Annotated in this window: 10 protein-coding genes; 3 read left to right on the forward strand and 7 right to left on the reverse strand. The window is 75.8% G+C overall.

Annotated features, from left to right (window positions below; genetic code table 11):
* Positions 1 to 356 precede the first annotated feature (356 nt).
* From AB7J25_RS14140 to AB7J25_RS14150, 3 genes are all read right to left on the reverse strand, one after another.
* Positions 357 to 920 (reverse strand): hypothetical protein, encoded by a 564-nt coding sequence (locus AB7J25_RS14140; protein WP_428509016.1) that lies wholly within the window; start codon positions 918 to 920, stop codon positions 357 to 359.
* 63 nt (positions 921 to 983) lie between these two features.
* Positions 984 to 2480 carry a hypothetical protein gene (locus AB7J25_RS14145; RefSeq protein WP_428509018.1) on the reverse strand — a complete coding sequence of 499 codons (1497 nt, stop codon included), beginning with the start codon at positions 2478 to 2480 and terminating at the stop codon, positions 984 to 986.
* A 222-nt stretch (positions 2481 to 2702) separates the two neighbouring features.
* Positions 2703 to 3227, reverse strand: coding sequence for a L,D-transpeptidase (locus AB7J25_RS14150; RefSeq protein ID WP_428509020.1), 525 nt, complete (start codon positions 3225 to 3227; stop codon positions 2703 to 2705).
* A 209-nt stretch (positions 3228 to 3436) separates the two neighbouring features.
* On the opposite strand from AB7J25_RS14150, the gene AB7J25_RS14155 reads away from it, so the two are divergent.
* Positions 3437 to 3718: a metal-sensitive transcriptional regulator gene (locus AB7J25_RS14155; RefSeq protein ID WP_428509022.1), complete on the forward strand. Its 282-nt coding sequence runs from the start codon at positions 3437 to 3439 to the stop codon at positions 3716 to 3718.
* 116 nt (positions 3719 to 3834) lie between these two features.
* A complete protein-coding gene (locus AB7J25_RS14160; RefSeq protein ID WP_428509098.1) occupies positions 3835 to 6039 on the forward strand; it encodes a heavy metal translocating P-type ATPase in 2205 nt (734 codons plus the stop codon).
* 18 nt (positions 6040 to 6057) lie between these two features.
* On the opposite strand, the gene AB7J25_RS14165 is transcribed toward AB7J25_RS14160, so the two are convergent.
* Genes AB7J25_RS14165 through AB7J25_RS14175 form a run of 3 tightly spaced genes read right to left on the reverse strand, consistent with a single transcriptional unit; the run spans position 6058 to position 9392 of the window.
* Positions 6058 to 7410, reverse strand: coding sequence for an aldehyde dehydrogenase family protein (locus tag AB7J25_RS14165; RefSeq protein ID WP_428509024.1), 1353 nt, complete (start codon positions 7408 to 7410; stop codon positions 6058 to 6060).
* Entirely contained in the window at positions 7407 to 8567 is a 1161-nt protein-coding gene (locus tag AB7J25_RS14170) for a patatin-like phospholipase family protein (RefSeq protein WP_428509026.1), read from the reverse strand. The genes AB7J25_RS14165 and AB7J25_RS14170 overlap by 4 nt, the downstream gene beginning before the upstream one ends.
* Positions 8568 to 8576: 9 nt before the next feature.
* Entirely contained in the window at positions 8577 to 9392 is an 816-nt protein-coding gene (locus tag AB7J25_RS14175) for an NmrA family transcriptional regulator (RefSeq protein ID WP_428509028.1), read from the reverse strand.
* Between the two features lie 115 nt (positions 9393 to 9507).
* Here AB7J25_RS14175 and AB7J25_RS14180 point away from each other — a divergent pair, with 115 nt between their 5' ends.
* Entirely contained in the window at positions 9508 to 10479 is a 972-nt protein-coding gene (locus AB7J25_RS14180; protein ID WP_428509030.1) for a cupin domain-containing protein, read from the forward strand.
* Between the two features lie 490 nt (positions 10480 to 10969).
* On the opposite strand, the gene AB7J25_RS14185 is transcribed toward AB7J25_RS14180, so the two are convergent.
* Positions 10970 to 12610 (reverse strand): ABC-F family ATP-binding cassette domain-containing protein, encoded by a 1641-nt coding sequence (locus tag AB7J25_RS14185; protein WP_428509099.1) that lies wholly within the window; start codon positions 12608 to 12610, stop codon positions 10970 to 10972.
* Positions 12611 to 12637: the final 27 nt, after the last annotated feature.

Genomic DNA, 12637 nt, shown 5'->3' on the forward strand with positions numbered 1-12637 from the left:
GCCCCTGCGAAGCGCACCCGCCCCCAGCGAGGCGGGGCGCGGCCGGGCGGCGCAGACCCCCGCCACCCCTCGCAAACGCTGCAGCCCCTGCGAACCGCACCCGACCCCTGCGAGGCGGGCGCCGAGCCCTGCGAGGCGGGCCCGGCCGGGCGGCGCAGACCCCCAACACCCCTCGCAGGCGCTGCAGCCCCTGCGAAGCGCACCCGACCCCTGCGAGGCGGGGCGCGGCCGGGCGGCGCAGACCCCCGACACCCCTCGCAAACGCTGCAGCCCCTGCGAACCGCACCCAAGCCCTGCGAAGCAGGAGCCCAACCCCTGCGAAGCGCGCACCCCCGCCGCTCGCACGACCACGGGGCTCAGAACCGCCTCCTGCGCCGCGATGTGCCACGGCGCCGGGCCCGCTCCGCCCCGAGATCGACGACCGGGGCCACCGGGCCGTCCAGCCACGCCGTGACCTCCGCCCAGCCGCAGCGGGCGTGCCGGGCCAGCTCGCGCAGCACCTCGTACCCGAGCCTGCCGCCCCCGCGGGCGAGCAGCTCCACCGCGCGGGCCCGGGTGTCGTCGTCGGCCCGCTCCGGGTACGGGACCTCGTCGCGGGCCGCGACCAGGTGTACGGCCCCGACGCTGCGCAGCGCCCGCGGATGCGCTGCGAGCCACAGCAGCAGCGCGACCGCCTCGCCCTCGGCGGTCAGGCAGCGGCCGTAGCTCAGCTCGTCCGCCGGCGGGCCCACGCCGACGGCCAGCAACTCGGCCGCCGTCGCCCGCATCTGCGCCTCGGTCGGGCCGTCGTGCCACTGCACGACCCATCCGCTCCAGGCTCCCGTGCCGGGACGGCCCGACCACGTGAGCCGTACCTCGGTCCCGGTGGCTGCACCGAGCAGCTCGCCGCAGCGCCACGCGTCCCACGACCTGGTGCTCACGGTCCACCTCCCGCCGAGCACGATGCTGAGGGAGGTGGCCGCTGCCCGCCAGTCGAGCGGTCGTCAGGCCCAGCGGGCGGAGCGTCCCGCGGGGGGATCGGACTCGCCCGCGCGGTGCCGCCCCTGGCGCAGGCCGCGCTGGTAGCCGTCGAGGCGTTCGCGGACCCGTTCGGGCTCGCGTTCCTCCGAGGCCCTGCTCTCCCGGGGCTGCGCGGCGGTGGAGCGGCGCAGCGGAGGCGTGACCATCTGGCGGCCGGGCCGGCGACGTGGCAGGCCCGACGCCGTCGTGTCGGCCTGCTCGCCACCTGTGGACGCGGCCCGGGCAGTGGCGGCCTGCCATTCGACGTCGCCGGCGGCTTCCCAGTCCGCCGCGGTGCCGCCCTCGCGGAACCACGCGGACGCCACTGCTTCGTAGATCGGTGTCTGGACGGGGTCGCGGCCGCCGCCGGGCAGGGGGCCGAAGAGCGCCTCGGCGCCGGACGGAAGGTCGACGACGGGGCCGGGCGCGTCCGCCGGCCGGTCGGGTTCCGCGGGGGCAACCGGACCGGCCTCGGGCGTGGTGACCGAGCCCGCCGCATCGGCGTTGCGGCCCGCCGAGCCCACCGCGCTCACCGCACCGGGGGCGGCGGGCTGGGCGACGGCCCCGTGCGGGCCGCCTCGGCCGTTCCCGTTGGCTGCGCCGCCCCCGCCGTTCCCGTTGCGTCGCACGCCCCCCTCGCCCGAGCGGCCGAAGAGCGCGGACCCACCCGCCGAGCCGGCCGAGCGGACGCCGAACATGTTCTGCCCGAGCGGCGACCCGGAGCGTCCGCGCGGTGCACGCGCCGCGAGCGGGCCGTCCTCGGCGGGCTGCGTGCCCTCCGGCGGAAGGGGATCGGTGAGCGGATCGGGCCGACGCGACCGCAGGGACTCCAGGCGCGTGGCGTCGTCGACGTCCGGGCGGCGCTGCAGCGGGACCGTGAGCTCCCCCGACGGGCACAGCACGATCGCGAAGGGCCCGGACTCGGCTGCGCTGTCCGGGCGGTGCAGCTGGACGCCCGTGGCGGTGCGCCGCGCGAGCGCCTCGGCGACGGGGATCGGCCCCCGGTCGCGCGTCGGGCCGTCCGGAACGACGTCGACGGTGAGCCCGGCAGGGCCGAGGCGCGCACCGAGGGTGACGTCGAGCGCGGTGCCGGCGAGTGCGGAGTCGAGGACCTCGGCGAGCACGTGGACGAGCTCGACCGAGGCCAGCGCCGAGACCGTGGCGATGGGGGCCGGCCGGACGGTGACGCGGACGGGCTCGGACGCCGCCGCGGCGGCATCACCCAGGACGTCCGCGACGCTGCGCGCGCCGGCGACGGACGCGCGGGCACCGCAGAGGATCCGCAGCCGCTCCCCGTCGCGCTGCATGCGCCGGGTGACGTGCTCCAGGTCGCCGAGGATCGCCGGGACCGGGCCCTCCGCACGGGCGCGCTCGCGCAGACGCCGGAGCTGGGCGAGCTGCTGCTCGATCTGCCGCGTCAGGCGCTGGGTCACGTCGAGGAGGGCGTCCTCCTCCGGGGCGACGGACCTCGTGTCGACCATTCGATCGGTCCCTCCGCACATCGTCGGAAGTCGGGACAGTACCGCGCCCGATCGGACGATCGGCCGCCCAGGGTCCGCACGGTCCGCCGGGATCGGCCAGGGCGCGACCTGCCGCGCCCAGCGGTTTTCCTCCGGACGCCACCCCCGTCGGTTCGCCCGACCGGTGGTGGGCGGGGGGCGGTCAGTGGCGCCACACCCCGACCTGCCGGGACCGGCGTCGGGTCAGTCGTGGTGCTCCACCCCGCGCACCTCGACCTGGTCGCCGACGGCGAGGGTCTCGTAGAACCGCCGTGCGTCGTCGCGCCTCATCCGGACGCATCCGGCGGACTCGGTGTAGATCGAACCCTGGTGGAAGGCGATGCCGCCGGGTGCGAAGAACACCGAGAACGGCATCGGCACGCCGGACTCGCCGCTGATGTGGTGGAGGTTCTTCCACTCGACGCGGAACGTGCCGGTCGGGGTCTCCTCCTCGGCCGCACCGGTGCTGACCAGCACCGGACCGAAGGTGACCACGCCGTCGTCGATGAGCCAGGCGACGCCTTCCGCGCGGTCGACGCAGGCCCGGGCGACGACGGTGCACGGCGTGCCCGGGACCAGGGCGGGCGGGGATGCCGGATGGGCGGCTGCGACACCCCCGACCGTCGCGAACCCGAGTGCCGATGCGGCCCCGAGTGTCCCGATCACCATCCCGAGCCGACCCGCCCGCGCGCGGTCCCGCCGCGCGCGGCGGACGCCATGTCCGCCCATCCACCACCTCCGCCGTGTTCTCCCGGCCGCTCAACGAGGCACCCCGACGTCGGGTGACGGATCGCCCCGATCGGAGTATCACCATCCCGAGTGGCGGATCCTGACTGGTGACAACCCGTGATCGGATGCGCGGAGCGGTCCACGTCACACGCGAACAGATACCCCCCAGTGGTATCGTCGCGTACGCCGCCGAGCCGAAGGGAACGCGCATGAACGGCTACGCGCAGGACAAGGACGCCTACCTCAACCGTATGCGGCGGATCGAGGGCCAGGTCCGCGGCATCGCCCGGATGATCGAGAACGATCAGTACTGCATCGACGTGCTCACCCAGGTATCGGCGGTGACCAAGGCGCTGCAGGCCGTCGCGCTCGGGCTGATGGACGAGCACCTGCGCCACTGCGTGACCGAGGCCGTCTCCGAGGGCGGCCCGGTGGCGGAGGCCAAGGTCGCCGAGGCGAGTGCGGCGATCGCGCGGCTGGTGCGGTCGTGACCGACGCGACCCATGTGTCGGATGTATCGGACGTGACGGACGTGACGGATGCGCCGGCGCCACCCCGGACCCGCACCCTGCCGGACGGCACGACCATCGAGCTGTCCATCGGCGGGATGACGTGCGCCTCCTGCGCGAACCGCATCGAGCGCAAGCTCAACAAGCTCGACGGCGTCACCGCATCGGTCAACTACGCCACCGAGAAAGCCCGTGTCCACGCCCCCGCGGGGACCGACCCGGCCGAGCTGGTCGCGGTCGTCGAAGCCGCCGGGTACACCGCGGTGCTGCCGCCACCGCCCCGCTCGGCCGAGCCCGCCGCGAGCGGCGACAGCGGCACCGACACGGGCACCGGAGACGACGAGACGCGCGCCCTGCGCGACCGCCTCGTCGTCTCGGCGGTGCTCGCGGTCCCGGTGGTCGCCATGGCGATGGTGCCCGCCCTGCAGTTCACCTACTGGCAGTGGATCTCGCTGACCCTGGCCGCACCGGTGGCGGTGTGGGGAGCGCTGCCGTTCCACCGCGCGGCCTGGACGAACCTGCGCCACGGCGCGGCGACGATGGACACGCTCATCTCGATTGGCGTCCTCGCCGCGTTCGGCTGGTCGCTCTACGCGCTGCTGCTCGGCACCGCCGGCATGCCGGGGATGACCCACCCGTTCGAGCTCACGATCTCCCCCGCGGACGGGGCGGGCCAGATCTACCTGGAGGTCGCCGCCGGCGTCACGACGTTCATCCTGGCCGGTCGGTACTTCGAGGCCCGCGCCAAGCGGCGGGCGGGTGCGGCGTTGCGCGCGCTGCTGGAGCTGGGCGCCAAGGACGTCGCCGTGCTGCGTGACGGCCGCGAGGAGCGGGTGCCCGTCGAGCGCCTCGCGGTGGGCGACCGGTTCGTGGTGCGCCCCGGCGAGAAGATCGCCACGGACGGCACCGTCGAGGAGGGCACGTCGGCGGTGGACGCGTCGATGCTCACCGGCGAGTCCGTGCCGGTCGAGGTGGGACCGGGCGACGCCGTCACCGGCGCCACCGTGAACGCGGGCGGCCGGCTGGTCGTGCGTGCCACCCGGATCGGCGGGGACACCCAGCTCGCGCAGATGGCGAAGCTCGTGGAGGACGCGCAGTCCGGCAAGGCCGAGGTGCAGCGGCTCGCGGACCGCGTGTCCGGGGTGTTCGTGCCGATCGTCATCGCGCTGTCGGTGGCGACGCTCGGCTTCTGGCTCGGGACGGGCGGCGGCGCAGCGGCGGCGTTCACCGCGGCCGTCGCCGTGCTGATCATCGCCTGCCCCTGCGCGCTCGGCCTGGCCACGCCCACGGCGCTGCTGGTCGGGACGGGCCGGGGCGCCCAGCTGGGCATCCTCATCAAGGGCCCCGAGGTCCTGGAGTCCACCCGCCGCGTCGACACCGTCGTCCTGGACAAGACCGGCACCGTGACGGCGGGGCGGATGTCGCTGGTCGGGACGCACGCCGACGGGATGGCCGAGGACGAGCTGCTGCGCCTCGCGGGCGCGGTCGAGCACGCGTCGGAACATCCGATCGCCGCCGCGATCGCCGCCGGCGCCGCCGAGCGGACCGGTGCGCATCCCGCGGTCTCCGGGTTCGCCAACCGCGAGGGCCTCGGCGTGACGGGCACCGTCGAGGGCCACGTCGTCGAGCTCGGCCGCCCGCAGCTGCACGACCTCCCCGAGGCGCTCGCGGGAGCGGTCACGGCCGCGCAGGATGCGGGGCGCACCGCCGTCGCCGTCGCGGTCGACGGCACCCCCCGCGGCGTCCTGGTGGTCGCGGACACCGTGAAACCGACCTCGGCCGAGGCGATCGAACGCCTGCGCGGTCTCGGGCTGCGCCCGATGCTCGTCACCGGCGACAACGCCGCCGCGGCCCGGCACGTCGCCGCGCAGGTCGGGGTCGCGGCGGAGGACGTCGTGGCCGACGTGCTGCCCGCCGAGAAGGTGGACGTGGTGAAACGCCTGCAGGACGAGGGCCGGGTCGTGGCGATGGTCGGCGACGGGGTGAACGACGCCGCCGCGCTGGCCCAGGCCGATCTCGGGCTCGCCATGGGCACCGGCACGGACGTCGCGATCGAGGCTGGGGACATCACCCTCGTGCGCGGCGACCTGCGCGCGGCCGCCGACGCGGTCCGCCTGTCCCGCCGGACGCTCGCGACGATCAAGGGGAACCTCTTCTGGGCGTTCGCCTACAACGTCGCCGCGTTGCCGCTGGCCGCGGCCGGCCTGCTGAACCCGATGATCGCCGGGGCGGCGATGGCGTGCAGCTCGGCGTTCGTGGTGGCGAACAGCCTGCGGTTGCGGGGCTTCCGCGCCGCCGCGTAACCCGGCTCCCCCGGCCGTTCAGTGCGCGAGGAAGACGTTCTTCACCTCGCTGAACGCCTCCAGGGCGTCCGGGCCGAGCTCACGGCCGAGGCCGGACTGCTTGTAGCCGCCGAACGGGGTCCAGTAGCGCACCGACGAGTGCGAGTTCACGCTGAGGTTGCCGCTCTCGACACCGCGCGCGACCCGCAGGGCGCGGCCGAGGTCGCGGGTCCAGATCGAGCCGGACAGGCCGTACTCGCTGTCGTTGGCGATCCGGACCGCGTCGTCCTCGTCGGTGAACGGCAGCACGACGATCACCGGGCCGAAGATCTCCTCGACCGCGACGCGGTCGGCAGGCGACGGTGGCAGCAGCACCGTCGGCGGGAACCACCAGCCCGGGCCGTCCGGGCTGGTGCCCCGGAACGCGACCGGGGCGCCGTCCGGGACGAAACCGGCGACGGTGTCGCGATGCGCGGCGGAGATGAGCGGGCCCATCTGGGCGTCGGGGTCGCGCGGGTCGCGCACCCGGAAGCCGGTGACGGCGGGTTCGAGCAGCTCCAGGAAGCGGTCCAGCACCGAGCGCTGGACGAGCACGCGGGAGCGGGCGCAGCAGTCCTGGCCCGCGTTGTCGAACGCGGCGTCCGGGGCGGTGGCGGCGGCCGTCTCCAGATCGGCGTCGGCGAAGACGATGTTCGCGGACTTGCCGCCCAGCTCCAGCGTCGCCGGCTTGAGCTGCGGGGCGCAGCCGGCGAGCACGGCGCGTCCGACCTCGGTCGACCCGGTGAACACGATCTTGCGCACGAGCGGGTGGTCCACGAACCGCTGCCCCACGACGCCGCCGCGCCCGGGCAGCACCTGGAACACGTCCTCGGGCAGGCCCGCCTCGCGGGCGAGCCCGGCCAGGTGCAGCGCGGTGAGCGGGGTGAGCTCGGCAGGCTTGAGGACGACGGTGTTGCCCGCGGCGAGCGCGGGGGCGAACCCCCACGACGCGATCGGCATGGGGAAGTTCCAGGGCGCGATGACGCCGACGACCCCGAGCGGTTCGAGGAACGTGACGTCGACGCCGCCCGCCACCGGGATCTGGCGGCCGCTGTGCCGCTCGGGGGCACCGGCGTAGTAGTGCAGGACGTCGCGGACGTTGCCCGCCTCCCAGCGGGCGTTGCCGATCGTGTGCCCGCTGTTGCGGACCTCCAGGTCGGCGAGGGTGTCCACGTCCTGGTCGACGAGGTCGGCGAACCGCCGGAGCAGGCGTGCCCGGTCGCCCGGTGCGACGGCCCGCCACGCCGGGAACGCGGCATGGGCGCGGGCGATCGCGGCGTCGGTCTCCTCGACGCTCGTCGGGGCGACCGTCCCGACGGCCTCGCCGGTGGCGGGATCGACGAGCCGGGTCATCGCGGGGCTCCCGGGGGGTCGAGGCGCCAGCCGGCGGCGAGGGCCTGCTGCGCGTGCACGCGGCCGAGCGTGAGCTGCTGCTCCGCGTACTCGGGATCGAACAGGACGAGGCTCAGCAGCTCGTCGCGGCCCGGACCGTCGCCGAGCACGTCGAGGATGCGCCCGATCGCCCAGAACGCGTCGGGGGGCAGGATCGAGGGCCGGAACACCTCGGCGGCGATGCGCGCCAGCACCCCGTCCTCGGGGGCGACCAGCAGGTACGGGACGGTGCGGTAGCCCCGCTCCGCCTCGCGGTTGCGCCGCCCCAGGGCCTGGAGGTCGTCGGTGAGGGCGTCGGCGAGCACCGCCCGCAGGGAGACGGCGGTGCTCGCGGCCATGTCCGGCCGGGTGCCCGGGTCGACCGGCTCCGGCCGGGGCGGCACGGCCGCCGAATGACCCGACACGACCACCACGCGCGTGACGCCCGCGGCGAGCGCGGCGCCGAGCGGGGCATTGAGCCGCACCCCGCCGTCGACGTACCAGCCCCGGACGTCCGCGGGCTCGGACACGTACTCGGGCGGGAAGAGCACGGGGATGGCCGCCGAGGCCAGGAGGTACTCGATGGACATCGTCGCGACCGGGACGACGTCCACTGCCGGATCCGTCAGCTCCGCAGGCAGCGGCTCGCCGTGTACGAACAGCCGCGAGCGGGCCGCCGCACCGCCGGTCGGGCAGGTCGTCGCGGCCACCGCGAGGGTGCGGGGACGTCCCGCGGCGACGTTGCCCGCCACCCGCCCGCCGTCGAACAGTTCGGCCGCGCGCCGGTGCAGCGGCGCCGTGTCCAGCAGGGCCGCCGCCGGGCCGACCAGCTCCTCCGCCGGGGTGCCCGCGACGAGCGTACGGCCCAGCAACCGCAGCGTGGACGCCGTGTAGAGCGGGTTGGTGAACACCGGGCCGAACCGGGCCCACACGTCCGCGACGTGCGCGCCGGCCTCGTCGCCGGTGTCGGCGAACTGCGCGAGCAGCGCCGCGTTGATCGCCCCGGAGCTCGTCCCGAGGATCACGACCGGCTCGTGCCCCGCCGCCCGCAGCGCCGGGACCAGCACGGACAGCGCTCCCGCCTGGTACGGCCCGCGCGCGGCCGCTCCGGCGAGCACGAGGCCCACCCGCTCCTGCATGCGGTCAGCCTAGGCCCGCGGGGCGGTGCGGATCGCCCGGCTGCTCTCGGCGAGACCGGTCGCGGGGCGGCCGAGAACCCGCTGCACGCCGTCGGACGTGGCGACGTTGCGACCGTCGAAGATCTCGCCGAACAGGTCGGCGAGGGCGGCGGCGAACGGCTCGGGCAGGCCCGACGCGACCGCACCCGCCACCCACTCGGCGGGCGTCACCGGCGCGAACGCCACCGGTCGTCCGGCGGCCTCGCCGAGCACGTCGGCGGCCTCGGCGAACGTCATCGACCGGGGCCCGGTGAGCTCGTACACGGCCGCCTCGTGGCCGGGCCGCGTGAGCGCCGCGACGGCGACGTCGGCGATGTCGCCGGCGTCGAGGAAGGGTTCGACGATGTCCGGGGCGACGGGCATCGCGATCACACCCTCGGCGACGGCGTCGCGCAGCGCGCCCTCGGTGAAGTTCTGGGCGAAGAAGGCGCAGCGCAGCGCCGTCGAGCGGGGCAGCGCCTCCAGCAGCGCATCCTCGCTGGCCAGGGCACCCTCCTCGCCACGGCCGGTGAGCAGCACGGCGCGCTCGACCCCCTGGCTCGCCGCCTCCCGGGCGAGCGCGCCGACGCGCGCGGCGGCACCCGGGAAGGACAGGTCGGGGTGGTAGGTGATGTAGGCGGTCCGGACGCCGCGCAGCGCACCCGGCCAGGTGGCGGGGCGTTCCCAGTCGAACGGGACGGGCGTCGAGCGCGACACCCCGCGTACTCCGATGTCGAGGCGACGCAGGCGCTCGACGACGCGGCTGCCGGTGGTGCCGTGGGGGCCGATGACGAGGACAGGTTCCATGGCACCGATGCCACCAGCGCCGGTGAGACTTCTCCATGGCTGATCGGGTCATCGGCATTCGTGTTCGTCTAGTCTCGGCAGAGTCTCGGCAGGGTCTCCGCGTAGTCTCCGGGGCGTGGACGCCGTCACCGCGATGCTGGACGGGCACAGCGCCCGCGGCGCGTTCCTCCTGCGCTGCGTGCTGGACGCCCCGTGGTCGATCCTCATCCGGGACCGCTCGGCCGTCTCGCTCACCGTCGTCGCGGCGGGTTCGGCGTGGCTGGTGCGCGGTGGCGATGAGGTCGCGGTCGGCACCGGGGACGTCCTGCTGGTGAAGGGGGCCGAGCCGTTCGTTCTCGCCGACGACCCCGGCACCCCGCCGGTGGTCGCGATCGAGCCGGGCCAGGAGTGTCGCAGCCTGACCGGCGGCTCCCTCTCGCTCACCCGGTTCCTCGGCACCCGGACGTGGGGCAACGCCGCACCCGGCTCCCCCGGCGACACCGTGCTGCTCACCGGCGTGTACGAGCGGGACTCGCAGGTCACGGGACAGCTGCTCACCGCGATGCCGCCGGTGGTGCTGCTGCGCGCCGACGAGTGGCACTCCCCGCTGCTGGACCTGCTGCGCGTCGAGATGGCCCGGGAGGCGCCCGGCCAGGACGCGGTGCTGGACCGGCTGGTCGACCTCCTGCTCGTGTCCGCGCTGCGCGAGTGGTTCGCCCGTGCGGAGGCGGACGCCCCGCCCTGGTGGCGGGCCCGGCACGACCCGGTGATCGGCCGGGCGCTCGACCTCATGCACAGCCACCCGGAGCGGGGGTGGTCGGTGGAGACGCTCGCGCGCGAGGTGGCGGTGTCACGGGCGACGTTCGCCCGCCGCTTCGGCGAGCAGGTCGGCACCCCGCCGATGGCCTACCTCACCGGGTGGCGGCTCGCGCTGGCCGCGGACCTGCTGCGCGGGACGGACCGCACGCTCGCCTCCGTGGCCACCGAGGTCGGGTACACGAACCCGTTCGCCCTGTCGGTGGCGTTCAAGCGCCGCTTCGGGGTGTCGCCGCAGGGTTACCGGCGGTCGCCGCCCGCCGTCGCCGCAGGTGGTGGCGCTCCGTCGTGAGCCCCCGCGCCGGCGCGGGACGGCACGCCCGCGCGCCGTGGCGCACGCCCGGCGACCGTGGCACCCACCCCGCGGCCCGCGGCGGTGGCGCACGCCCCGCGACCGTCACACACACCCGCGGCGCTGGCACACACCCCGCGGCGCTGGCACACAGCGCCGGCGCCGTGTGCGAGCACTACTCGCTCTGTGCGAACCATCGAACATGTGTTCGAGCGATCGGCCCGTCGGCCCAACACCCGCGACCGTGGCACGCCCGGTGACCGTCACACATATCGCGCGGCGCTGGCACCCCTCGACCCGCGCTGCGACCGTGGCACACACCCCGCGGCGCTCGCACACACCCCGCGGCGCTGGCACACACCGCCGGCGCCGTGTGCGAGCACCACTCGCTCTGTGCGAACCGTGGAACATGTGTTCGAGCGATCGGCCCGTCGGCCCGGCACCCCCTCCGCGACCGTGACACGCGCCGGCGCACGGCGGGGTGGCCTGCTCACCCCAGGTCGAGCCGGGGCCACGCCGCGAGGTCGTGCAGCAGCTGCCGGTCGTGCGTCGCGACGATCACCGCCGCCGGTGTGGCGTCGACCGCCGCGGTCAGCTCGTCGACCAGGGTGGGCGAGAGGTGGTTGGTCGGCTCGTCGAGCAGCAGGACGTTCGGTCGCCCGGCGAGGGCGAGCGCGAGGTGCAGCCGACGCTGCTGGCCCTGCGACATCCGCCCGACCGGGGTCGCGGTCGCCGCCCGGTCGAGCAGGCCCGTCGATCCGAGCGGCACGGCCTCCCCCGGGCGGACGACACCGTCCGTCACCAGCCGCCCGACGCGGCGCTCGTACAGGTCGCGCGCCGTCCGGTGGGGATCCCAGCCGGGCACCTCCTGGGCGACGTGGGCGATGCGAGCCCCCGCGAGCGCCCTGACCGAGCCCGCCGTCGGCGATGACGCCCCGGCCAGCACGGCCAGCAACGTGGACTTCCCCACCCCGTTGGGCCCGGTCACCAGCAGGTGGTCACCGCCGTCGACGGTCAGGGTCACCGGCCCGGCCAGCCGCCCGGCGACCTCGACGCCGTGCGCACGGAGGAGCCCGGTCCCGCGCCGGACGACGAGGTCGGGCCAGCGCAGCTGCAGCGGCGGCTCCGGGACGGTGACCAGGTGTGCGGCGAGCGCGTCCTGCTGCCGGTGCAGGGCCTGGACGATGCCCGGGGCCCGCGACTGCCGCTGGTGACGCCCGGTGCCCTTGTCCGGCCGCCACCCGCTGCGGAGCCGGTCGCGGGCCTGCGTCACGGCCGCCGTCAGCCTGCGGTGCTCGTCCTGCTGCTCCTCGTGCTCCTGCACCCACCGCTCGCGTTCGCGGCGGCGACCCTCCTGCCAGGCGTCATAGCCGCCCGCGTACAGGCGCGGCCGTCCGTCGCGGCTGGGATCGAGGTCGAGGTACTGCTCGGCGACGGCGCGCAGCAGCGCACGGTCGTGGCTCACCAACGCCAGGCCACCGGGGTGGTCGCGCAGCCGACGGGTGAGGAACGTCAGCCCGTCGGCGTCGAGGTGGTTGGTCGGCTCGTCCAGCAGCAGGATGTCGTGGCGGGCGCCGAGCAGGCACGCCAGCCGGACGCGGTAGCGCTGCCCCACCGAGAGCGTGCTCAGCTCGCGGTCGCGGTCCGGGCACGCGCCGAGGGCGTCCAGGGCGACGTCGACCCGCCGCTCGGCGTCCCAGGCGTCGAGCCGGGTCGCCGCGTCGAGCGCCGCGACGTAGCGCTCGTCCGCGCCGGGGCTGCCGTCGGCCAGGTCGAGGGCGGCCCGGTCCAGCGCGCGCACCGCGTCGTGCGACGGGCGCAGCGCCGCGGAGGTCAGCGTCGCGACCGTCATCCCCGGACGGACGGCGAGCTCCTGCTCGGCCAGGCCGATCGTCCCGGTGCGCGTGACGGTGCCGTGGTCCGGGACGAGGAGACCGGCCAGGACGTGCAGCAGGGTGGTCTTGCCGCGGCCGTTCTCGCCGACCACGGCGAGCCGGGAGCGAAACGAGACGGTGATCGAGACGTGCTGCAGCACGCGCCGCGCACCGCGGGTGACGCCGACGTCGTCCGCCCGCACGTGGGCGCGCTCGCCGGCGGGCAGCGGGTCGTCGAGGGTCGTGGGGGACGGCAGGAACGGTTCGGGAAGGGAAGCCAACAG

The sequence above is a fragment of the Pseudonocardia sp. genome, from assembly GCF_050246655.1.
Lineage (GTDB): Bacteria > Actinomycetota > Actinomycetes > Mycobacteriales > Pseudonocardiaceae > Pseudonocardia.